A 22,633-nucleotide genomic window follows, 5' to 3' on the forward strand; every position below is an offset into this window, starting at 1 on the left:
GCCAGGTCCAGCAGGTGGCGGCCGCCGGCCGGGTCCGGGCGGGCGGAGCGCCGGCGCGGCGGGCCGCCGTACCGGCCGGGCCAGGCATGCAGGATCTGCAGCGGCACACCCCGGTACGCGGCCTCGACCGCGGCGACATCGACCACCTGCAGCCCGCCCGGCACGTCATCGACGCCGACCACGACGGGCAGCTTCTCCTCGACCGTTCCGACGGTACGCATAACCGCACGCTAGGCCGGACAGCGCGGTTCCCGGCACGGCCGGCCGGCACCTGCCCGGGGTCCGTTGGGCCTTCGAGGGTTGCCGCGGTGGATCGGGACCTACGGCCCTGGGCGGCTCGCGCGGCGCGAGCGACGCTTTCCTCAGGCACCCACCGCCGGACGTCACAGCGCACCGGCCGCCGGTAGACCAGAGGACGGCCGTCGCGCCGTCAGACCCACCGTCGTCAAGACGGGAACCGTCCCGGTGAGCACGATCCGGCAGGTGGGCGCCGTCATGTCACTCGACCGGCCGGCCCGGCCGGGAAGGGCAGCGGTGATGATGAGCCCCGTCGAGGCGGCGGGCCCCGCGGTGCGGGGCCTGTCCAGCGACCAGGCGGCCGCACGGCTCGCCGAGGACGGTCCCAATGTGGTGGCCGCGCCACCGCGGCGCGGCATCGCCGGGCGGGTCGGCCGGCAACTGGCCGATCCGCTGGTGGCGCTGCTGATGGCAGCCGGGGCGGTGACCGCCGCGCTCGGCGACCTGCCGGACACCCTGATCATCCTGCTGGTGGTGTGCGTCAACACGGTGATCGGCGTGGTTCAGGAGGTGCGGGCGGACGCCGCGATCGCCGCTCTCGACCGGCTCGCCGCCCCGCTCGCGCGGGTGGTCCGCGACGGCCGCGACCAGATCGTGCCGGCCGCGGAGCTGGTCCGCGGCGACCATGTCCGGCTGGAAGCCGGCGACGTGGTGCCCGCCGACCTGGTGCTGGACGAGGCGCAACGGGCCACGTTCGACGAGTCCGCGCTGACCGGCGAGTCGGTGCCGGTGCACCGCGAGGTGACCGAGACCGCGGGCGCCGGGACCGTGCTGGCCGGTGGCCGGGCGGCCGGCACCGTGCTGGCGACCGGATCGGCCAGCGCCCTTGGCCGCATCTCCGATCTGGTGGCGCGGACCCGTCCCGGCCCGACCCCGTTGCAGCGGCGCATCTCCGCCCTCGGCCGGATCCTCGGCGTGACCGCGGTCGTGGTGTCGTCGCTGGTCTTCGCCGCCGGGGTGCTGTCCGGGCAGCCGGTGGTCCGGATGGCGATCACCGCGGTGAGCCTGGTGGTCGCCGCGGTGCCGGAGAGCCTGCCGGCCGTCGTGACGCTCGCTCTGGCGCTGGGCGCCCGGCGGATGGCCCGGACCCGGGCGATCCCGCGCCGGTTGCACGCCGTGGAGACGCTCGGCTCGGTCACCGTGATCGCCTCCGACAAGACCGGGACGCTCACCGAGAACCGGATGGCGGTGCAGCAGGCGGTCACCGCGGACGGCGCCCGCTGCACCGTGTCCGGAAGCGGCTACAACCCCACCGGCACGGTCGCCGGTGCGGGTGGCGAGCCGCTGCGGGCGCTGGCCCGCGCCGGGGTGCTGTGCAACGACGCAAGCCTGCTGCCACCGGACCGCGACCGCACCGGATGGGCGGCAGCCGGCGATCCGATGGAGGCCGCGCTGCTCACCTTCGCGGCCCGCTGCGGCCTCGACCCGGACGCCGAACGGGCGGCCGCTCCCCGGGTCGCGGAGCAGCCGTTCGAGCAGGGCCGGCGCCGGATGACCACGGTGCACCGGCTGCCGTCCGGCGCGCACCTGGTGGTGTGCAAGGGCGCGCCGGAGACCGTACTCGATCCGGCGGTCGACGCGGCACTGCTCGCGGCGGCAGCGGAGCTGGCCGCCGACGGGCTGCGGGTGCTGGCGGTCGCCACAGCGACGGTCACCGCACGACCGGACCCGGCGGCTCCGCCACCATTGCGCGCCGCCGGGCTGGTCGGGATCGGCGACCCGTTGCGAGCGACCGCCCGCGACACCGCCGCCGCGTTCGAGCGCTCCGGCGTACGGCTGCTTCTGATCACGGGTGACCACCCGGGGACCGCGACCGCCGTCGGACGCCGGCTCGGCATCCTGCGCCCGGGCGACGACGTCGCCCGCGGCGACACCGGCGCGCTCACCGCAACCGACATCGAGCACACCCGGGTGTACGCCCGCACGCAGCCGGAGCAGAAACTGGACATCATCGCCGCCCTGCAGAAGCAGGGTGAGGTCGTCGCGATGACCGGGGACGGGGTGAACGACGCCCCGGCGCTGCGCCGCGCCGACATCGGCGTCGCCATGGGCAGCGGCACCGAGGTCGCCCGGCAGGCCGCCGAGCTGGTGCTGGTCGACGACAACCTGGGCACCGTGGCCGACGCCATCGGCGAGGGCCGCCGCATCTACGACAACATCCGCCGCTTCCTGCGGTACGGGCTGTCCGGCGGGGTGGCCGAGCTGATCGTGATGCTGGCCGGCCCGCTGCTGGGCATGCCGCTGGCCCTGCTGCCGGCCCAGCTGCTCTGGATCAACCTGCTCACCCACGGGGTGCCGGGCGTCGCGCTGGGCGCCGAACCGGCCGAGGAGGACGTGCTGCGTCGGCCGCCGCGCTCGCCGCAGGAGTCGGTGCTCGGCGCGGGACTGTTGCGCGGCATCCTGGCCGGGGCCGGCCTGGTGGCCGCGGTGACGCTCGCCGCCGGGGTGGTGGCCGCCCAGCGGGGCCTGCCGTGGCAGTCGGTGATGTTCCTGGTGCTCGGGCTCGCCCAGCTCGGGGTGGCCCTGGCCGTGCGGGCGAAGGCCGCGCCCGGTGCCGCCCGCAACCACGCGCTGCCGGCCGCGGTGGCGGTCTGTGTCCTGCTGCAGGTGGCCGGTGTGGTGGCCGGGCCGCTGCGCGCTCTGCTGGGCACCGAGCCGCTGAGCGGCGCGACGATGCTGCTCTGTGTCGCTGTCGCGGCGCTGCCGGGTGTCGTGCTGCGGGTCGCCGCCCGGTGGCGCTGAGAACGAGTCTGCCGGCACGGTCCTGGACCACCTTCTCGCTGGCCGGCGTGACGATCCTTCAGTCGAGGTCGCTGAACTCCTGCAGCACCGCGGCGATCTCCTGGGCCGCGGTGTTCAGTTCGGCGAGGTGGCCGGGGGTGAACTGGTGGGGCTCGGTGCCGAGGATGCAGTGGGCGCCGACGATCTGGCCGCCGACGGTGACGGGGACACCGGCGTAGCTGGCGATGCCGTCCTGCGTGACCAAGGGGTTGCCGGCCTGTTCGGAGTGCGGGGCGTCGGGGATGACGTAGGGGCGGCCGGTGGTGATCGTGTTGGCGCAGAACGACCATTCGACGGGGGTGCCCTCGGCGGCCGCCATCCAGGTGTCGTCGAGGCCGGTGGAGCCGACGGCCATCTGCGAGGTGCTGAACACCAGGGTGGCCATGCTGATCGGTAGGCCGGTGCGGGCGGCGGTGCGCGTGGTGATGCGATCGAGTGTGCTGCGCAGGTTCGGGTTGTCGAAGTCGATGCTGGCCAGCACGCGCGTGCGTTCGGCGGAGGCCAGGGAGAGGTGGTGCTGGTCGGTGGGGGTCATGTGGGTCTCCGGCATGGTCGGCTCCCGCGCTGCGCGGGCTGAAGCGGTGGCGACATCGGTGTGGCAGGCCCGCCTGGTCATCCGATGGTCTGGTTGAGGGCCCGGTAGGTCACCGCGCGGATCTTCTCGGAGCGGGCGGTGACCCGCAGGACGTCGCCGAGAGCCATCAGGTCGTCGGTCATCGCGATCAGGTCGTCGGTGGTGTAGGGCCGCGACAGGCGCAGCTTCTTGATGGTGAGTTCGACCAGGGTGCGGGCGGTATCGGTGCCGAGCTGGGCGCTGAGCGCGGTGGTCAGTGATGCGGGGGTTGGTTGTTCGAGGTTGTGGCCGGGGATGGTCGACATCGTTCGGGGCTCCTGTACGGGTAGTGAGTCGGCAGGTGGAGCCGGGGCGGCTGCACCGGCTACGGTCTGGCCTCGACTACGTTCACACCCCCGCTCATCGGCGCGGCCGGGCAATCGCAGAGTGGTCCGCCGGCGAAACATCCGGAACCGGAAGAAGTCAGATGGTTCACTCGCCGAAAGGGCTCCCACCGGGGGTCTCGCCGAGGGCCTTCGATGCAGCGCTGATAGAAGATGTGACCGCCGGCCGGCGTTCGGGGCCTTCGGCTCTGAATGCCGCCTCGCGGGATCGGGCATCGTGAGCACGTAGATGCCGGGCTCGTGAGCCGGTCCACGGTTGCGACGATCGAGACGAGGGCAGGGCCATGCGAGGACTCCTGGCTGCCGGGGCGCTGTGTGCACTGCTGCTGACCGGTTGCGCGACGAGCGACGAGCCGGTCACCGAGCCCGCCACCGCGACGTCTGCGGCGGCGGGCCGAGCCGAAGCGTTGCTGACCGCCCACGGCCTGGCCGGCAGGAGCGCCGTGGAGGTGATCGACCACCTCGACCGGCTGAGCGTCGATCAGCGTCCGGCCGGGCTGAAGGCCTCTGTGCGCCCGAGTGAACTGGTTCTCTCCAGCGGCGTCGAGGAGTATCCGCTCGCCATCCCCGGCGACCGCTTCTACCTGTCGGTGGCGCCTTTCGTGGACCGGACGCACGAGTGCTTCCACCACTCCCTCACCACCTGCAAGGGCGAGCTCGCCACGGCCGAGCTCCAGGTGAGGATCGTGGATGAGACGCACGACAAGGTGCTGGTCGACGGTGCGCGGACGACCTTCGACAACGGGTTCGCCGGTTTCTGGCTGCCCCGCGACATCGAGGGCACGCTGCAGGTCACCTACGCCGGCAAGACCGGGCGGACGAGGATCACCACCGGCCAGGACGCGCCGACCTGCCTGACCACCGTCCAGCTCGTCTAGAGCCTCCACGATCAACGCGGGGTACGCGTCCGGCTATGCGACGCGACAGCGGTCCCGGTCCTGACGGGACCAAAGGCTCTGCCGGGGCCGCGCGCCCGGACCGACGCTGGAGGGGAAGCGATCCAGGAGGGGCACGTCATGCGCGCAGCCGTCGTCACCAGTTTCAGCGAGCCGCTGTCGGTCCGGGAGGTGCCGGTTCCGGAGCCGGGTGAGCATCAGATCCGCGTTCGCATCGAGGCCAGCGGCCTGTGCCACACGGACATCCACGCCGCCCGCGGCGACTGGCCGGTCAAGCCGGCGCCGCCGTTCGTGCCGGGCCACGAGGGTGTCGGCATCGTGGAGAAGGCCGGGCCGGCCGTCACCGAGCACCGTGTCGGCGACCGGGTCGCGGTTCCCTGGCTCGGCTATGCCTGCGGCACGTGTGGATACTGCGTCAGCGGCTGGGAGACGCTGTGCGATGGGCAGCTCAACACCGGGTACGCCCTCGACGGTGGGCATGCCGAGTATCTGATCGCCGACGCCCGTTACGCGGTCGCGGTGCCGTCGGGCATCGACCCGGCTGAGGCGGCGCCGCTCACGTGCGCCGGTGTGACCACGTACAAGGCGGTCAAGGTCGGTGGGGTGACGCCGGGCGACCGGGTGGCGATCTTCGGTATCGGCGGGCTGGGGCACCTGGCCCAGCAGTACGCGCAGATCTACGGCGGTGAGACCATCGCGGTCGACGTCACCGAGCCGAAGCTGGCCCTGGCCAAGCAGCTCGGGGCGGCGCACACGGTCAACGCCGCCACGACCGATCCGGTCGCCGCGATCGAGGCGCTCGGCGGCGCCGACGTCGCGGTGGTGCTCGCCGCCGACCCGAAGGTCCTCGAGCAGGCACACGCGTCGCTGCGCCGCGGCGGCCGGCTGATCCTGGTGTCGCTGCCCAAGGACAACGCGATGTCCCTGCCGATCTTCCAGACCGTGCTCAAGGGCATCCGGGTGATCGGCTCGATCGTGGGCACTCGCGCCGACCTGGCCGAGGTGTTCCGGCTGCACGCCGCCGGCCGCACCCGCGTCTTCTACGAGACCCGGCCGCTCGAGCAGATCAACGAGGCCGTCGACGAGGTGCTCAACGGCCGCGTCCCGGCGCGTCTCGTCATGATTCCCTGACCTTCCCCCAGGGCCGACGAGATCGCGCCCGCATCTGGAGGCCCCGGGCGGTTCCCCCCACCGCCCGGGGCCTCCGGCCGTCCCGCCGTGGGTCAGTACATCGACGACGGGTCGAAGCCGAGGGCGTTGAGCAGGGTCGCCACGAGCAGCGCGGCAGCCACCCCGGCGGCGGTCAACCCGGCGAACATGAGCATCGCCAGCACGACACTCTTTCCGGTGCCCAGCAGATCAGTGAGCATGATCTTGCGGTAGTCGGCTCGTGACCACTCGATCGGCGGGAGCCTCGTGCCGCCGGCCGGGAGCGATGTGGACGCCGTCCGTGCCGGGGCGTCGTGACTGGCCCCGACCCGGAAGCTTCCCCGCGAGCCGCCGGCGGGGCCGTCCTGCCCTGGACGTTGTTTCGGTGAAGTCGCCTGCACCATGATGTCGCCTCCTTCGGCCACAACCAGCGCGATTGTTGCCGTCCTCATCGGCAGCCGCCGGCCGGCGATGATGGGCCGTTCGGCCTGTCCTGCGGCCCGCGACCGTGACCTCACCCGTGGCGGCCGGCAACCGCGGCCCGCGCCGGTGTCAGGACCGTGATGTCGTCGTACCGGATGGGGCTGCCGGGTGGTGTGCCGTGCGGCGGCAGGAGGCAGCCGTCGCGCAGGACCGCGTGGGCGGCGCGCCGCCGGTCGACAACGGTCAGGTGGGCGCCGACGCGGGTGTCGTCGTGCTGGTTCGGCCGGGACACGAGGACGATCAGTCCACCGGGTTTGAGGAGCCGCGTGCACGAGGTGAGGGTGGCGGTGAGGCCGTCGGCCACGTCGACGTGCGAGATGGCCGTGTCGCTGCGCGACCGTCTTCGGCGCGGCATGGTGCGGCCGGAGGGTGCCGCGGTGAGGATCAGGGTGATGCGGCCCCGGAGTGCGGGTGGCACGCAGGCGAGCAGCCGGGTGGCGTCGCCGCGCACGATCCGGCCGCGGCCGGTGGCGCCGCGGCGGCGTGCGGCGGCGATGTTGGCGCGCGACAGGGCGACCCAGCCGGGGTCGTGTTCGACGCCCAGCGCGTCGCGGCCGGCGTCGATGGCCTCGACCAGGGTGGTGCCGATGCCGGCGAACGGGTCGAGGATCAGGTCGCCGGGTTGGGTGTAGTCGCGGATGAGCAGGCCGGCCAGGTCCGGTGCCATCCGGTCGGGGTGGGCGCTGGAGCCGGCGACGTAGCGGCCGCGGCGCTGCGCGGCGAGACTGCGCCGGTAGATCAGGAGCGTCTCTCGCGGCTCAGCCATGACGGCTCCGGGCTACGGCGAAGACGAGGACGTCCAGGTGCACGGGGCCCTCGTCCGGCGAGCCCTCCGGCTGCGCCACGATGTGGCGCAGCCACTGCAGGCCGGCGCGTCCGGCGGCGGGCAGCAGCGACGGGGTGTGCTGCGCGTACGTCCCGGTCCCGGTCTCGGCGATGGTGACGATGGTGCAGCCGTCCCGGTTCATCAGTTCCCGGCACTGGGAGAACATCGCGACGAGGTGTTCGCGGCTCCGCCCGCCCGGCTGCGAGTGAGGCGGCCAGGACACCACGATCAGGGTGACCGTGCCCCTGAGGTGCTGCACCCGGCGAAGGTCGTCAGGCGCTCGCAGCCGGCGGTAGGTGCGTCCGCCCGCACCGGCGGCGCCGGCGAGGGCCGGGTCGTGGCCGAGCGACACCACCGTGTCACCGGGGCTGGTGTACCAGCCGATGATCAGCCCTGCCGTCCGCGGGGACAGTTCGTGGGGCGGAGTGCTGTGGGTGTCGTTGATGCGCCAGACCGGGATCGGGATCGGCGGGGTGCCGGTGGTGTCCCGGCGCGGTGCGGGTTGCTGTTGCTCTTCTGTCATACGCGGGTCGGCTTCCGCGCCGGACGGACCGTGTTCACGCCCACGCATGGCCCAACCGGTCACCCCGGGTGACAACCCTGCGGATCAGTCACCCAACGGGCTGCGGCTCAACCCGGCGTGTTGGTCAACCGGTTCGGTCGGCGTGCGTGGCTGGGCGGACATCGCCACCTGGTCTGAGGAGCAGCCACATCATGAGAACCCCGGGATCCGCTCGACCTTGGCCGTCGACTCCCCTCGACGCGGCGCAGCGGGCGTTCGACCTGCTCACCTGCCCGCCGCGGCCGCTGACGTTCGATGCTCGCGCGTTCGCCGGCCTGCCGGAGCGGGTGTTGCCGCTCGGCGAGCTGAGGAACCTGCTCACCTCGGACGCGACGTCCCGGGCGACCCGGGACGAGGTGTGGCGCGAGCTGGTCGTCCGGGCACGCCGCGACGGACCCGGGTGGGTCGTGGTCGCCGTCGGCATCGCGTTGCCGGGGCTGCGCCGCGCGGCGGGCCGGCTCAGCCGGGGCTGGAGCGGCGACTCGGGTGACCGCGACAGCGAACTGCTGGCCGGCTTCCTCGAACGGTTGCGCGGCATCGATCTGCGCGAGCCGCGCATCGCCGGCAAGCTGATCGACGCGGGAGTGCGGGCCGTGAAGCAGGCGCGGGACCGGGAGGCCCGGATCGAGACGGTACGCGTGCCCGGGTCGTGGTCGCTGGCGCCGCGGCAGCCGTGGGATCACCCGGACTGGGTGCTCGCCCGGGCCGTGGCCGCGGCCGTCATCAGCCCCGACGAGCACCTGCTGATCTCCTGCACCCGACTGGAGAACGTCGATCTGGCCACCGTCGCCGACAGGTTGGCGATCAGCGTTGCGGTTGCCGGCGCCTGGCGGCGCAGGGCGGAGCGCCGGCTCGCCGCCGCCATCCGCGCCGGAGATGTCGACCGGGTGCCGCTCGTGCCGTGTCCCTCGGCATGACCGACGTCAGAAGCCCATCGGGACGGTCAGGGTGCCGTGGAGTTTGTCGCTCCTCCCGCCGCCGAAGTAGTACTCGCCGCTCGCCTCGACCACGGCGACCGCTCCCTTGGGTTGAGGGGTCACGGGGTACGTGCGCAGCACCGCGCCGGACTGGGAGTCGAGCACCTGGAAGTTGCTGATCGTCGCGATGACCAGGATGCCCTGGCTGCCGCTGGCGCCGATGCCGAGCCCGCCGCCGGTGATCAGCGGGAACTGGCGCACCTCGGAGTGACTCTGCCGGTCGATGATGGTCACCTTCTGGCCCGGCGGCGTGTTCGGTGGTGTGCCGGCCAGCGCGCCGGAGTTCAGGACGTAGAGCCGCTCCTGGTCGAGGGCGAGCTTGGCCGGCCGGGATACCTGGTTGTCCACGGTGACGCGGCGAAGCTCGTGCTGCCCGTCGGCGGTGATCTCGAACTCGACGATGTCCTGGCGCTTCGGGTTCGGGTTGGTCACGCTCACGTACATCCGGTCGGTTTCCTGGTCGATGACGACCGGGCCGGTCACCGGGAGGTTCGCCAGGTCCGGCAGCTGCGTGCGGGTCGCGCCGTCGACGACGATCAGCCGTTTCTGGCCCGGTTGGGTGATGTAGACGCGGTGGTGTTTCTGGCTGACCGCCACCTCGATGAGCGCGAAGCCGGGAAACGTCATGGTGTGGGCGAGGGTGAAGTTGTGGCCTTCCACGATGGACAGCGAGATGTCCTCGTAGTTGAGCACGTAGGTCATTCCGGAGGATTCGTGCACCGCGATCGCGTGCGGTGAGCGGCCGACCGTGACTTTGCGGCGGATGCTCAGATCCGCCCGGTTGAGCATCACCAGTTCGCCCGGCTGCGACGATTGTGTGGCGCCCTCGGGGAGGTAGTACTGGGTGGCGAACAGCAGTTCGCCGCTGGTCGCCAGCGCGCTCACGGCCGGCACCTGGCCCGCGGTGTTCGGCAGCGGTGGCAGCGCGAACACGGTGAGGTTGGTGTCGCTGACCGAACGCGCCGGGAAGCGGTAGTCGGCCGCGTCGATGGTGAGGTTCTCGCCGACGAATGGATTGTTGACGACCACCCGGCCGTGGCCGTCGGCGTACGCGTACTTGCGGCCGGTGAACTCATAGTCCCGGTCCACCTGCCAGACATCCATCAGCGGCAGCTCGCGCAGTTCTTCGAGGCGGGCGTTGTTGGCGCTGTGCCGGTTGATCGGGACCGGGAATCCGTCCGCGTTGAGCATCTGGAAGAACGCCTGCTCGGTCGCGGTCGAACCGAACCGGTTGTGGATGACGATGGTCTCCCCCGTCGTGGCCATCCGGTAGCGGTAGTTGTTCGCCTCGTTGTCGTCGAAGTGATGCTCCGGGTTGAGCTGCTCGATCCGGGCTCGCAGCGCGGCCGGGTTCGGGAACCGGTAGCCCGGGACCACCTCCCACAGTCCGCGGCCGTATTCGCGGAACTGCCCGAGGTCCACGCTTTTCGCGAACCGCGACACGATCCAGTAGTGGCCGGACAGCGGATGGTCGGGTTCGAGGCGGAAGTCGAAGATCCAGAAGTCGGCCCGGTGGATGCTGAACTTCTCCCGGACCAGGTCGTTCCACGCGGCCGGATACCGTTGCGGAAACATCTGGTGGCGGCTGTCGTCCGGGTTGAAGGTGTAGCCGACGGCCAGGCTCTTGTACACCGTCAGGTTCTTGCTGGAGAAGAACTCGTCCTGGCCGCGCATCGTCGGTAGTTCCCGCTCGAAAGCGTCGGCCCGCTCCACCACCGACGGATCGTCGCCGGTCACCACGAACTGCGGGTTGCCGCGCCCGATGAGCGTGGTCGGCCGGCTGTACACGTCGCTGCCCCGCAGCTTCTTGTACACGTCCGTCCCGCGAATCTTGTCGTTGATGAAGTCGGTGAGGATGTCGCGGATCCCCGGAATGAACGGAACTCCGGTCACGGCGAGCAGGATCGCGTCGACGACCGCCTTCGGTATCTCGAAGTCGAAGTAGTACCGCCGGTTGTGGCCGCCCGCGCTGTTCAGGTATTGGCGCGTAGTGAAAGCGAACTGAGTCACCGGGGCGAAGTCCCCAGGCCCGACCACGTCGTAGCCGCCCGGGTCCTCGGCGTAGCCCTGGAAGTACCGTGGCCGGCAGAAGCGTGGCGTGGGAGCACCTCCGATCGGACCGGGACCGCCGGTGCCCAGGGTGATGTCCATTTCGTAACTGGACGTGGAGTACCGGGTCTGGATCCGGGTGAAGTAGCCGCCGTGCTTGTTCAGCATGAAATCGTGGATGCCGCGCGGCACCCGGTATCCCGACAGCAGGGCCCACAGCGCGAATCCGCCCTCCTGACCGATACGCGAATACACGAACGGTCCGTTCACCTCGTCGTCGTCGAAGACGTACGCGCCGGTCAGCACACCGAAAAGGTGCGGCAGATAGTCCGACTCGTAGAAGCTCACCTTGTCGCGGTGGTCCACGTTGCGCCGCAACGGCATCATGCGCTTGCCGTGCAGCGACTGGAAGGCGAACTCGGCGGCCAGGTAGTCCAGCGCGTTGCGGGCCGCGGTCTTCACCTTGTGCCGCTCGGCATCGGTCGGGAAAAGCCGGTCGGCCGCCTGGAAGAACGCGAGGATCGGGGTGATCGAGTACGCGCCGTACGGCTTGGCGTTGGTCTCGAACATGCCTGAGTGCACGACCCGCCCGAGCAACTGCAGCACCCAGTCGAAGATGGCCGGCCCGTTGTGGTAGCGGCCGGGATTGTTGCCCACCAATGCCTGCAGGCAGGGGTCATAGCGGTGGTGGCCCGGTTGCAGCAGGGACACGAAGGTCAGGTACTCGTTGACCAGGAACCGCCACGCGTAGATGGCCAGCTGATGATTCTCGGTCTCGGGAGCGGCCATCTTGACGGTGGGGTCCGGGATGAAGAGGTCCACCGGGAACGAGGGGGACAGCAGCTTCTCGATGAAGTAGTGCCGGCCGCCCGGCCCGGCGCCGAGCCATTCCTCGAGATCCTGACCGGAGTACGGGACGTCACCCTCGGCTGTTCCGGAGGTCGGGCCGATGTCGACGAATTTGATCTGCCCCTGGCCGAGCAGCGAGCGGATCATCTCGTTGCTCAGCACACTCGGCTCGTCGACGAAGATGTGAATGATCGCGATGATGTCGCGCAGCGGGAAGTCGTAGTCACCCTGGTCGCTGTCGTCGTCGCCCGGAATCGCCAGCGGCTTGCCCGGTCCGTCCGTGCCCGGCTCGGTGTACGGATAGACCTTCGCGAAGTAGGCCTCCACCCAGGTCCGGAACGCCAGCTGGTGCGCGGCGAGCGGCTCGGTCGGCGCGATCCCGCTGAACAGTGCCCAGTCCGGCCCGGAGAACACGCCGGACTTGTCGCTCAGCAACGCCATGCCGGCGGCGATCTGGCGCAGCGCGGCCGGGCTGTCGATGTTCCACGGCGCCGGCTGACCCAGCGGCGCGTCGGTTCGTGGCACCTCCCGCAGGTTGCGGCCCCACGCGCGGAGAATCCGCGCTCTGCGTGCCGGCAGATCCTGATCGGCTGATTCCACAGTCAGAGGTACGGCGTGCACTTCGCATCCTCACCTTCCCGGCGCACCCGCACCCGCCCTGTTGACGTTGTCGCCGCCCCGTCTTGCCGACTCTTCGCCCGACGAATGTCATCAACAAGATGCACCCAAAGGATTGTCTTGAGTCCGACAAGCCCGGCCGACATGTAAGACCCCTTTTCGCTCTGACCGAGAATGGTCAGCGAGCATTTCCTTGAGACCGATAGCAACCTTCGCCACGCATCGACATCGGTGTTATAACGGTCGTTGGCAACGGGGGAAGGATGTGCCGATCATGCATAGACGAACGACATCTGCTGCGCTGATCCTGACGATGATCGCCACCTGTCTGGCAATCGTGGCGGGGCCCGGCTCCGCGCAGGCGGCGCCGCTGATTTTCGCCCTCAAGAACTACAAGTCGAAGCTCTACCTGGAGCCAGACGGTTTCAGCGCCGGCGCCTGGATCACTCAGGAACGCCCGCAGGCCGGCGGCATGCAGGAGTGGCAGTGGGTGGTGGACGGCAACTACCGCAGCATCATGTCCAATCTCGGGCTCAAGAACATCGGCATCGACCTGGGTAGCACACAGCCCTTCCGAACCGCGATCCTGGCCAGGCCGAGCGGTGCCTACAACCAGGACTGGCAGGTCATTTCACACGGCAATCTCTACGAGTTGAAGAACCGCAACAGCGGACTCTGCCTCGGCATAAACGGGGCGAGCACCCTTCCTGGCACGACCGCTATGCAGGCTCCCTGCGACGGCCTGGCGAACCAGCGGTGGGAGGTTGTTCCGTGGTAAGTGCAGGCGTCGTGGACGTGCCGAAGTAGGCCTCGGCGACCGCATGCCGGTCGGCGCGCAGCTCATCGGCCGGCCCGGTGAGCACCGCCCGCCCGTGATGCAGCACGACGGCACGGTCGGCGATGGACAGGGCCAGGTCGATGTGCTGCTCGACGAGCAGCACCCCGACACCCCAGTCGTCGGCCAGCGCCCGGATGGTCGGCAGCAGCGCCTGCACCGCGACCGGCGCCAGTCCCATGCTCATCTCGTCGATGAGCAGCACCTTCGGCCGGCGCACCAGCGCTTTGGCGATGGCCAGCATCTGCTGTTCACCGCCGGACAGCTGACCGCACCGGCGGGGCATCAGCTCCTTCAGCGCGGGGAACAGCTCCAGCGCGTGGTCGACGCTGCCACGGGCGAGGGCGAGGTTCTCCCGTACCGAAAGGGTGTGGAACAGGCCCCGGTTGTCGGGCACCAGGACCAGCCCGGCCCGCGCGTTGTGCTCGAGCCGCTGGTGCAGCGGCCGGCCGAACGCGGTGACGGTGCCGGAGATCGGCGTGATGACACCGGCCGCGGTCAGCAGGGTGGTGGTCTTGCCCGCGCCGTTGGGTCCGAGCATCGCCACGACCTCGCCGGACGCGACGCTCAGGTTGAGGTCACGCACGGCCGGGATGCCGGTGTAGCCGGCCGTGACCGCCTGCAGCGTGAGGACCTCGGTCATCCGACGAGCTCCGATCCGAGGTACGCGGTCCGCACGGCCGGGTCGGCGAGCACCTCGGCCGGTGTTCCGGAGGCGATGACGGCCCCGTAGTCCAGCACGTACACCCGGTCGCAGACGCCGGCGACCAGGGTCATGTCGTGGTCGATGAGCAGCACGGCCGGCCCGGACGCGGCGATCGCGCGGACGTGGCCGCCGAACTCGGCGCTCTCGTCGGTGTCCAGCCCGGCGGCCGGTTCGTCGAGCAGGATCACCCGGGTGGCGCCGGCCAGCGCCCGGGCCACGCCGACGATCTTCTGCCGGCCGAGGCTCAGCTCGCCGGGCCGGCGGTCCGCGACCGATGCCAACCCGAGCGTCGAAAGCACCGTGTCCGTGTCGTGGCCGGGGTCGCGGCGGCCGATGAGGTCGTTGACCATGGTGCGCAGCGGCCCGCGGCCGGAGGCGACCGCGACGTTCTGCCGCACCGTCAGGTCGGTGAACAGCTCACCGGCCTGCCAGGTGCGGGCCAGCCCGGCGCGGCGCCGTTCGTGCGGTGCCAGCCGGTCGACGCGCCGCCCGGCGACGGTGACCGTGCCGGTGGCCGCGGTGAACCCGGTGACGGCGTCGACGAAGGTGGTCTTGCCGGCGCCGTTGGGGCCGATCAGCCCGACGACTTCGCCGGCGTCGACGTGCAGGGTGATGTCGGTGTTCGCGAGGACGCCGCCGTACCGGACGGTCAGGTTCTCGGTGGCCAGCAGTGGGCTCATGTCGCGACCTTCCGGTGGCGGTGAGAGAAGCCGCCGGCGAGGCCGGCGGGGTTGAGCACCGCGGTCAGGACCAGGGCGCAGGCGGCGATCAGGGTGTAGTAGCGGCCGAGGCCGAGTGTGGTGTTGAGCAGGGTGTAGAGCACGCCGAGCGGGGCGATCAGCCCGGCGATGAGTGCCCCGCTGATCCGGGTGATCCCGCCGACGTAGGCCATGCACAGCACGCTGAGCCCGACGATGACGTTGAACGATTCGGCCGACAGCTGGGAGCGGCTGTAGCCGATCAGGCAGCCGCCGACGCCGGCGAGGAACGCCGACAGGGCGAATCAGGCGATCTTGACGTGGGCCACGTTGATGCCGGCGCTGGCGGCGGCCCGTTCGTTGGATCGCACCGCCAGAAATGATTGGCCGGTGGAGCCGGCCAGGAACCGGACGACAACCATGGCGAGCACGCCGACGATGACGACGACGGTCGCGGCGAACGCCGAGGTGGTCAGGTCGGTGCCGCTGCGTACGGTCAGGTCCCAGCCGAACAGGCTGGGCCCGTCGATGAGGTTGCCCTCGAACGGGGTGAGTGCCGGGTTGGCGAAGGCGAGTTGCTGCACGGCGACGGCGCCGGCCAGGGTGACCACCGCCAGCTGGGCGCCGCGGACGCGTAGCGCGGGCAGTCCGACGAGCACGCCGACGAGTGTCGCGGCGCCGGCCGAGACGATGATCGACAGCGGGAACGGCACGTCCCAGTTCATCGTGGCGCGCGACAGGATGAAGCCGCCGCTGCCGGCGAACGCCATCGAGGCGAGCGAGATCTGTCCGAGGTATCCGGTGAGCACGACCAGGGACAGGGCGATGAGCGCCATGATGATCGAGGTGACGACGCCGAAGCGCCAGCTGCCCGAGGTCAGCGCGATGGCCAGGGTGGCGGCGCTGACCAGCAGCGCGGCTGCCGGCCACGGCCGCGCGGGCAGTGCGACGGGCGGCATGCGTACGGTGCCGAGCGCGCCGCGGGCCGGGATGCGCCGGCCCAGCACGACCAGCGCGAAGACCACGATGACGAACGGCACCGCGTCGCCGAGCCCGGCCTGCGCCCAGACCGGCCAGCCGTCGGTGGTGCTGAGCAGCAGCAGGATCGACTGGAGCACGCCGATGGCGACGCCGGCCGCCCAGGCGGTCATGATCGAGGTGAGCCGGGCGAGCAGGGCGGCGGCGAGTCCGGGAAGGACGTAGAACATGTAGCCGATCGGGTCGAGGCCGACGGTCGGCGCGGCCAGGATGGCGACCAGCGCGGTGGCCGCGCCGGTGAGCAGCCACATGAAGCCGGCCAGCCGGTCGGGTGACAGCCCGGTCAGTCGTGCCGCCAGTTCGTCCTCGGCGGCGGCCCGGGTCGCCACGCCCCATCGGGTGAACCGGAAGTAGGCCGCGAGCGCTGCCGCCACGAGCAGTGCCGTCGCGAGCAGGATCAGGTCGCTGACGTTGACGACCGCGCCGGCCACCGTGACCGTCCGGTCGGTGAGCAGTGCGGGCGCGAGCACTCCTTCGGTGGAGAACCGCAACGGCACCAGGGAGGCGATCGCCAGCATCAGTCCGACCGAGGCCACCACCTGGGCCAGCGGTGGCGCCGTGCGTAACGGCCGGAACACCAGCCAGTGCGCGGCCAGCGCCAGGGCGGCCGCGTTCAGCACGCCGAGCGCGACGGCCGGCCACGCCGGCAGCGGTTGCGCGCTGAGCGCGACCGCGCCGACGGGCAGGACGAGCGTGCCGCTCTCCCTCAGTTCGGCGACCACCCATACGCCCCACAGGGCCACCGAGCCCTGGGCGAAGTTGAGGACTCCGGTGGCGGCGTGCAGGGACACGATGGACGCCGCGATCACGGCGTAGACCGCTCCGCCGGCGAAGCCGAGGGTGAGAAACAGCAGGAGTTGATCGGCGCCCACGGGTCAGACCGCTCCGGGGATGGCCGAGAGGACCTGCGGGGCGGGGGTGATCCAGGTGTCGGTGACGGGTTTGGTGGTGCCGTCCGGCTGCACGCTGAACAGCAGCATCTGGGTGGTGCAGTTCGGTGAGGTGGCGCTGCCGCAGGTGATCTTCGGGCCGAGGAAGCTCGGGAAGTCCTTGAGCCCCTTGAGGGTCTTGAGCACGCCCGGACCGGTCAGGTCCGCCTCGGTCGCCGCCGACATGGCCTTGGCAAACGTCACGAACAGCGAGAACTCGCCGATGGCGTAGTACCCGGGTACGCCGTTCGGGACCGCGGAGATGTACTTCTGCGCCAGGGCCAGTTCGGCCTGCGTCTGCGGCGGTGCGTACGTGGCCGCGGCGGGCAGCCAGTTCGACGAGTACAGCGCGCCGCCGGCGGCCTGCTCCGGGGCGCCCTTGATGTAGTCGGTGCACGCGGCGGTGAAGATCTCACCCTGGTACCGCAGTTGCCGCAGCGACTTGACCAGCGCGGTGCAGACCGCCTCGCTGGGCGCCGCGACCAGCCCGCCCACATCCGGGTTGTCCTGGGCGATGGCGGAGGCCACGGCGGTGAGGTTGGGGTTCGTGGGCGAGTAGTAGATGCCCTTGGCGTCGATGCCGAGGGCTTTCGCCAGCGCCGGCAGCAGGTTGTCGATGGTCTGGTGCGACGACGGGGTGTCGACCAGGGCGAGGGTGACCGACTTCTTGCCCTCGCTCTGGAAGGCCTGCAGCGCCCCGACCAGGAACGAGGCCTGCGGCGCCGCGAAGAACACCCGGTTCTCCGCCTTGGCGCCGGTCACCGAGTCGTAGGGGATCATGCCGACGAGCGGGATCTGCGCGGCGGTCAGCGCCGGCAGGGCCGCGCTCGACGACAGGTTGTAGCCGTCCACGACGGCCACCACCTTCTTCTCGACGAACATGTTGGCGCAGGACTGCGCCTTCTCCGGCGTCGTGTCGGTGTCACAGGAGACGATCTCGATCGGATGGCCGTGGATGCCGCCGAACTCACCGTTGAGGTAGGACGTCGCCGCCTTGGCCCCGGTGTCGGCGCCGGGCTGCGGGACCGGCCCGCCGGTCGGGTTGAGGAACCCGATCAGGATCGGTGACTTCGTCAGGGTGGACGCGGCGGCGTCGGTGCTGGTCGAGGCCGACTCGCCGGCACAGCCGGCAGTGGCCGCGGAGAAGATCAAAAGCGCGGTCAGCGTACGGGGAACGAACCGTTTTATGTGCATGGCTTCCTCGTTCTTCGCGTAGCGATGGTCGCCGTGATGGCTTGCCGAGGTGCGGACCGTCCAGCACGTGCCCAGGACGGCGCACCGCCGCGCCGGGTCGTGGCCGGCCGGCGGTACCGGAAGGAGCGCGAGGTCGAGCGGCCGCGACCGGGCTGCGGGCGGCCTTCGCAGTGCCTGTGTGGACTGTAATTCCGGATTAACTTATTGGGAAGGCCTGCGCTGCGCAGCGGTTCTCCGCGCCACGCTTTAGCACCGCAAACGCCCCAATTCTCGCCAGTCGATCAGACGCCACACCGCTCCGAAGTATCACCAGGCGATGCGACTCCGGGTTAACAAATCGCCGACCGGGCAGCGCTCCCCCGCGCGACCGCCGGCCGCAGCCCTCTCAGGAGCGCGGCGAACCCGCCGGGACCAACTCCGGCCGGGGTTCGGCCCGGCGGGTGAGCTGCAACGCCGCCCAGACGGCGAGGGTGAGGGCGGCAAGCAGGTAGGCGTTGCCGGGGAGATGATCCAGCGGGCCCCACTGGTATTCGCGTTTCTCGCCCCACGGCGGCCACGCCAACGGGCGGGCGACGAACACCGTGATCCACACGGCACACGCCCACCGGCTGCGTTCCCACAGCGCCAGCCCGATCGGCGCGGCCCACACCCAGTGGTGCGACCAGGAGACCGGGGAGGCGAGCAGCATCGCCAGCGCGGCCAGGCCGGTGCCGAGCACCCGGTCACCGCGGCGCCACCACAGGGCGCCGAGGACCACGACGGCCACCGCGATCGGCCCGGCGACCGCGAGCCACAGCAGCCTCGGGGGCGCAGCGTCCAGCAGCCGGGTGAGCGCGCCGAAGACCGACTGGTTGTGGGAGTTCTCCGGCGGGCCGACCCGGCCCGCCTTGATGAGGTTGTGGGTCCAGTACGCCTTCGCGGAGCCGGGCAGCACGGCGAGCCCGATGACGACGGTGGCGGCGAAGGCCAGCACCGCCCGTCCCGCCGCCATCCGGCGGCCGACCAGCACCAGGAACACGACGAACAGCAGCGGGGTGAGCTTCACCCCGGCCGCGATCCCCACCAGCACGCCGGACCAGCGCCGATGCGGCTGGGCCAGGTCGACCAGCACCGCCAGCATCAGCACCAGGTTGATCTGGGCGAAGGTGAGGTTCTGCCAGACCGGTTCCAGAGCGAGCGCGCCGACGGTCAGCAGGGCGACCTGCCAGCCCGAGACGGTGCGGCCGAGCGCGCGGCTCGCGACCAGGATGACGCCTGCCAGCGCGGCCACCGAGACCGCGGTCCACAACGCCGCGGCGAGCCAGCTGGGCACCAGCGCCAGCGGCGCCAGCAGCACCGCCGCGAACGGCGGATAGGTGAACCGCAGATTGGTCTGCGGGTCACGCGAGCCGTAGAGCGGCAGACCGTCGAGCACCAGCCGGCCACCGTGCCGGTAGGCGTAGAGGTCGACGAAGCCGCCGTGGACGCTCAGCCGGGCGGGCGCGTCCCACCAGTCGGCCACCCCGGCCGCGGCGGCGACCGCCACGATCACGGCCAGGACCGGACCGAACCTGCTCAGCGTGCTCGGCTGCCTCACCGGCGTCCGAGCCCGCGGGCTGAGAGCTGCGCGTCCGCCAGGCAGGTTTTCATGATCCTGCATGGTAATGAACCGTGTCCTGCTCCCCCGCGGGGTCTGCCGGGTGCGGTTCGTCGCCGCGGCCGGGGTCGCTGCGGCTGCCGGGTCGCTGGGTGCTCGGGTCCGCGAGCCGGCGTTGTACTGTCCAACCGCCGACGTGGGTCGGCACCGTCAGCTGAAGGGTTACCGCATGATGCGCTATTGGCCGCGGCGTGCCGGTGGGCTGCCGCCGGGCCAGCGCCTCCTGACGGTGATGCCCCGGTTCACCGACCTGCCCCACCTTCCTCCGCCCGCCATGCCGATCGAACCCCGGCTGGAGATCAGGAACGAGGGTGAGCTGGTCGCCGTGGTGACCGCGGCTGATCTCGAGGCGCTCGGGCCGCGCGACCACCCGGCCGATTTCCACTGCGTCACGACGTGGTCGGTGACCGGGCTGATCTGGACCGGTGTTCCGCTGCGCGAGGTCCTCGCCTCGGTGGGGATGTCCGAGGCGCCCGCGCCGTACCTGGTGGCCCGGGCGGGTGATCGGCGGAAGGCCGCGTTCACGTGGGAGGACGCCGTCGCCGACGACGTGCTGCTGGCGACCCGGCTCAACGGTGCCGCCCTCGGCGACCGGCACGGTGCTCCGCTGCGGCTGGTGGCGCCCCGCCAGTACGGCCACAAGAGCGTCAAACACCTGATCGCCATCGACTTCCGCGCTGAGCAGCCCCGGGTCATGTCGAAGGAACACCTGCGGGCTCGGGTCGCCTTCGAAGAGCGGCACCCGCGACTGCCGAGTCCGGTGGTGCGGCTGCCGTACCGGCTGTCGATCGGCCCGACCGCGTACCTGGCGGAGCGGAGCCTGCACCGTCGCCGTACCCCACAGTCCTGAAAGGCGCCTATCGGGCGTTCTCGTAGGCGGCTTCGAGCCACCCGCGGACCTCGGCGTCGAGCTGCTTACGGTCGCGTATCTCGAGGTGGTGCATCCACACCTTGGGGGCAGGGTGCGCGACTTCCTTGAAGCGCGGCGAGTGCAGTTCCTGCGGCAGGCCGAACGACAGGACCATGGGCACGTCGTTGTCGACGTACTGACCGGGACGCCAGACATAGGCGAACCCCTTGCCTCTGCGGAACGCGATCTGGCTCTTGGTGACCCTCACCTCGACCGGGCCGATGGCCGAGATCGCGTCGGCCACTGCCTCGTAGAGCGCCAAGCCGTCGGGTGAGCCCATGAAGAACTGCTCCGGCGTGTCCACGGGTTCATGGTTCCACGCCACAGCGGCAAGGGCAGGCCCGATCGGGTTCAATCCTCGACGATCACATCGGCGAGCGTCACTTCCGCCCTAGACTGGGCTCGGCGACGGCTGCTGATGGAGGTGGCGGATGCCGGATCATCCCCCGGATCCCAGCGCTGCCTCCCGGCGCTTGCGAAGCATCTTCGATCTGTTCACCGATTCCCGGCCCACCACACCGGCGTCCCCGCCGGTGCGGCCCGCGGCCGGCAGCCTCAGCGAGGCGAGCCGTCGCGCCCACGAGCGGACCCGGCAGTTCGTCGCGACCACCCATGACCGTCTGCGGGATACCGCGGCGTCATTTCGCAGCGAGGCCGAGGGTACGACCTCGGCCGCGCCCCTCGCCGAGCCGCTGGCGACCGCCTACCGCGACTGGTGCGCGCGCACCGCGGAGCGGCTCGAGGTCCTGCTGACCCAGAACGTCGGCGGACACCGGGAGATCCGGCTCGCCCTGTTCGGCAACTCCGGCGCGGGCAAGAGCACGCTGGCGGCGGCGATCGGCAAGGGCGACGGCAGCGGCATCTCGCCGTTCGGGGCGATGAACCACACCAGGACGGTCGAGGCGCACAACTGGGAGGGGTGCGCCATCACCGACCTGCCCGGCCTCGACGGCCGGGGCGGCACCACCGATGTGGAGTCGCTGCGCGAGACCGCCCGGACCGCGCTGGTCGCCGCCGACCTGGCGCTCATGTGCTTCGTCGACGTCAACCAGACCGAGAACGAGTTCGCCCAGTTCGCCGAGTGGGTGATCCGGTATCGCAAGCCGGCCGTGGCGGTTCTCAACGTCAAGTCGTCGATGTGGCGCCGCCCGTACGAATCCGGTTGCCGTTCCCGATGGGACCGGCGGGGGCATTCCGACGACGTCGCCGCGCAGGTCGAGCGGATCCGCGGCGAGCTGGCCCGGTTGGGGCTGCGCGAGGTGCCGGTGGTGGCGGTGCAGGCGCAGCTGGCCGCGTTCGCCCGGTGCGAGCCGTACCGGGGGCAGGACGCGCCGACCCGGCAGATGCTCGTCGAGAAATACGGCATCGATCAGCTGCTGAAGTGGTCGAACCTTCTGGTGCTGGAGAAGTTGCTGGCCGCCGCCATCGAGGAGCGGCCCGAGGAGCTGCGGATGGCGGCGTTCCAGCAGCACGTGCGGACGGAGACGGCCGCGCTGGCCGCCGGGTTCGACGGCCTTGCCACGCAGCTGGCGCAGCAGGCAGCGCAGGTCACCGGCGCCGTCACGAAACTGCTGGCGATCACCGGAGCGCCGCACGGCGACCGTCCCGCGCTCACGGATCTGCGGCAGGCCGCCGCGCAGGACGTGCCCGCTGCGGCCGTCGGCTCAGCCGTCACCCACGCGCGGGCCCTGATCGGCGCCGAGTTCGCGGCTCTCGACCGGATCGGCGCCGACAACATCGATGCGCTGGTCCTGGACGTGACGGACGGTTATCGCCGCCTCGACGAGGACACCGTGCAGGAACGGCTGATGCAGGGTTTGCCGGTCGCCGCGACGCTGGAGCGGGTCGGCGCCGCGTTCGCCGAGCACCTGCGCGATCACATCGGCGCGATCCGGGTGACGCTGGCCGAACCGGCCCGCCGGGCGGCCGCACCGGCGGCGGACGGCCGGGGCGGGCTGGGCAAGCGCGCCCTCGGAACGTTCGGTCCGGTGGGCGTCGCGGTTCTCCTGGTCACCCCGCTGGCCCCGGTCGCGCTGGTGGCGGGCATCCCGGCCGGGTTCATCGGCCGCTGGTTCCACTGCCGACCTGCGCGCGTTGCTCGCCGGTTCGCGGGCCCGGCAGGCCGAGCTGCGGCACGCGGCGGGCGTGCGCTACCGGAATGCGGGCCAGTGCTCCGGCCTTCAGGCCGGGGGTGAAGGCCCGCGCTGGGAGGGCCGCCAGGCCCGAGCAGTGCCTTAACCCGG

At 71.2% G+C, this 22,633-nt stretch carries 20 protein-coding genes and 1 pseudogene; 7 read left to right on the top strand and 14 right to left on the bottom strand.

Annotated elements, in window-relative coordinates; genetic code table 11:
- Positions 1-221: pseudogene (locus tag AB0F81_RS41230) on the bottom strand (hypothetical protein); the annotation flags it as partial.
- Between the two features lie 244 nt (positions 222-465).
- On the opposite strand from AB0F81_RS41230, the gene AB0F81_RS41235 reads away from it, so the two are divergent.
- Positions 466-3,039: a cation-transporting P-type ATPase gene (locus AB0F81_RS41235; RefSeq protein WP_360207415.1), complete on the top strand. Its 2,574-nt coding sequence runs from the start codon at positions 466-468 to the stop codon at positions 3,037-3,039.
- A 58-nt stretch (positions 3,040-3,097) separates the two neighbouring features.
- Here the strand turns inward: AB0F81_RS41235 and AB0F81_RS41240 are convergent, their stop codons facing one another.
- Together AB0F81_RS41240 and AB0F81_RS41245 are read right to left on the bottom strand one after the other, a co-directional pair.
- Positions 3,098-3,628 (bottom strand): GAF domain-containing protein, encoded by a 531-nt coding sequence (locus AB0F81_RS41240; protein ID WP_360207418.1) that lies wholly within the window; start codon positions 3,626-3,628, stop codon positions 3,098-3,100.
- A gap of 62 nt (positions 3,629-3,690) precedes the next feature.
- Positions 3,691-3,957: a hypothetical protein gene (locus AB0F81_RS41245; RefSeq protein WP_360207421.1), complete on the bottom strand. Its 267-nt coding sequence runs from the start codon at positions 3,955-3,957 to the stop codon at positions 3,691-3,693.
- A 362-nt stretch (positions 3,958-4,319) separates the two neighbouring features.
- On the opposite strand from AB0F81_RS41245, the gene AB0F81_RS41250 reads away from it, so the two are divergent.
- Together AB0F81_RS41250 and AB0F81_RS41255 are read left to right on the top strand one after the other, a co-directional pair.
- Complete coding sequence (locus AB0F81_RS41250; protein WP_360207424.1) at positions 4,320-4,913, top strand: CueP family metal-binding protein; 594 nt, start codon at positions 4,320-4,322, stop codon at positions 4,911-4,913.
- A 138-nt stretch (positions 4,914-5,051) separates the two neighbouring features.
- Complete coding sequence (locus tag AB0F81_RS41255) at positions 5,052-6,062, top strand: zinc-dependent alcohol dehydrogenase (protein ID WP_360207426.1); 1,011 nt, start codon at positions 5,052-5,054, stop codon at positions 6,060-6,062.
- Between the two features lie 92 nt (positions 6,063-6,154).
- On the opposite strand, the gene AB0F81_RS41260 is transcribed toward AB0F81_RS41255, so the two are convergent.
- The 3 genes from AB0F81_RS41260 to AB0F81_RS41270 all read right to left on the bottom strand — a co-directional run bounded on the left by AB0F81_RS41260 (position 6,155) and on the right by AB0F81_RS41270 (position 7,912).
- A complete protein-coding gene (locus AB0F81_RS41260) occupies positions 6,155-6,301 on the bottom strand; it encodes a hypothetical protein (protein ID WP_360207428.1) in 147 nt (48 codons plus the stop codon).
- 293 nt (positions 6,302-6,594) lie between these two features.
- Positions 6,595-7,329: a DNA methyltransferase gene (locus AB0F81_RS41265; RefSeq protein ID WP_360207430.1), complete on the bottom strand. Its 735-nt coding sequence runs from the start codon at positions 7,327-7,329 to the stop codon at positions 6,595-6,597.
- A complete protein-coding gene (locus tag AB0F81_RS41270) occupies positions 7,322-7,912 on the bottom strand; it encodes a hypothetical protein (protein WP_360207432.1) in 591 nt (196 codons plus the stop codon). Before AB0F81_RS41270 ends, AB0F81_RS41265 begins: the two co-directional genes overlap by 8 nt.
- Positions 7,913-8,103: 191 nt before the next feature.
- On the opposite strand from AB0F81_RS41270, the gene AB0F81_RS41275 reads away from it, so the two are divergent.
- Positions 8,104-8,868, top strand: coding sequence for a hypothetical protein (locus AB0F81_RS41275; RefSeq protein ID WP_360207435.1), 765 nt, complete (start codon positions 8,104-8,106; stop codon positions 8,866-8,868).
- 6 nt (positions 8,869-8,874) lie between these two features.
- On the opposite strand, the gene AB0F81_RS41280 is transcribed toward AB0F81_RS41275, so the two are convergent.
- Positions 8,875-12,351 (bottom strand): hypothetical protein, encoded by a 3,477-nt coding sequence (locus AB0F81_RS41280; protein WP_360207437.1) that lies wholly within the window; start codon positions 12,349-12,351, stop codon positions 8,875-8,877.
- Between the two features lie 367 nt (positions 12,352-12,718).
- Here AB0F81_RS41280 and AB0F81_RS41285 point away from each other — a divergent pair, with 367 nt between their 5' ends.
- A complete protein-coding gene (locus AB0F81_RS41285) occupies positions 12,719-13,222 on the top strand; it encodes an RICIN domain-containing protein (protein ID WP_360207440.1) in 504 nt (167 codons plus the stop codon).
- On the opposite strand, the gene AB0F81_RS41290 is transcribed toward AB0F81_RS41285, so the two are convergent.
- The 6 genes from AB0F81_RS41290 to AB0F81_RS41315 form a co-directional block, all read right to left on the bottom strand.
- Positions 13,164-13,922: an ABC transporter ATP-binding protein gene (locus AB0F81_RS41290; protein ID WP_360207443.1), complete on the bottom strand. Its 759-nt coding sequence runs from the start codon at positions 13,920-13,922 to the stop codon at positions 13,164-13,166. The genes AB0F81_RS41285 and AB0F81_RS41290 overlap by 59 nt on opposite strands.
- Complete coding sequence (locus tag AB0F81_RS41295) at positions 13,919-14,665, bottom strand: ABC transporter ATP-binding protein (protein ID WP_360207445.1); 747 nt, start codon at positions 14,663-14,665, stop codon at positions 13,919-13,921. Before AB0F81_RS41295 ends, AB0F81_RS41290 begins: the two co-directional genes overlap by 4 nt.
- Positions 14,662-14,877, bottom strand: coding sequence for a hypothetical protein (locus AB0F81_RS41300; protein ID WP_360207447.1), 216 nt, complete (start codon positions 14,875-14,877; stop codon positions 14,662-14,664). Before AB0F81_RS41300 ends, AB0F81_RS41295 begins: the two co-directional genes overlap by 4 nt.
- A 111-nt stretch (positions 14,878-14,988) precedes the next feature.
- Positions 14,989-16,593: an ABC transporter permease gene (locus AB0F81_RS41305; protein WP_360207450.1), complete on the bottom strand. Its 1,605-nt coding sequence runs from the start codon at positions 16,591-16,593 to the stop codon at positions 14,989-14,991.
- A gap of 3 nt (positions 16,594-16,596) precedes the next feature.
- Positions 16,597-17,844 (bottom strand): ABC transporter substrate-binding protein, encoded by a 1,248-nt coding sequence (locus AB0F81_RS41310; RefSeq protein WP_360207453.1) that lies wholly within the window; start codon positions 17,842-17,844, stop codon positions 16,597-16,599.
- Between the two features lie 385 nt (positions 17,845-18,229).
- Positions 18,230-19,420, bottom strand: a complete 1,191-nt coding sequence (locus AB0F81_RS41315) for a glycosyltransferase 87 family protein (RefSeq protein WP_360207455.1) — start codon at positions 19,418-19,420, stop codon at positions 18,230-18,232.
- A 67-nt stretch (positions 19,421-19,487) separates the two neighbouring features.
- Between AB0F81_RS41315 and AB0F81_RS41320 the strand changes: the two genes are divergently transcribed.
- Complete coding sequence (locus AB0F81_RS41320; RefSeq protein ID WP_360207458.1) at positions 19,488-20,330, top strand: molybdopterin-dependent oxidoreductase; 843 nt, start codon at positions 19,488-19,490, stop codon at positions 20,328-20,330.
- A 7-nt stretch (positions 20,331-20,337) separates the two neighbouring features.
- Here the strand turns inward: AB0F81_RS41320 and AB0F81_RS41325 are convergent, their stop codons facing one another.
- Entirely contained in the window at positions 20,338-20,694 is a 357-nt protein-coding gene (locus AB0F81_RS41325) for a DUF5655 domain-containing protein (RefSeq protein ID WP_360207461.1), read from the bottom strand.
- Positions 20,695-20,863: 169 nt separating this feature from the next.
- Here AB0F81_RS41325 and AB0F81_RS41330 point away from each other — a divergent pair, with 169 nt between their 5' ends.
- The gene (locus tag AB0F81_RS41330) at positions 20,864-22,585 is read left to right on the top strand and encodes a GTPase (RefSeq protein WP_360207465.1); all 1,722 of its coding nucleotides are present in this window, start codon (positions 20,864-20,866) and stop codon (positions 22,583-22,585) included.
- Positions 22,586-22,633: the final 48 nt, after the last annotated feature.

Origin of the sequence: Actinoplanes sp. NPDC024001 (assembly GCF_040638955.1) — a bacterium.
Classification (GTDB): domain Bacteria; phylum Actinomycetota; class Actinomycetes; order Mycobacteriales; family Micromonosporaceae; genus Actinoplanes.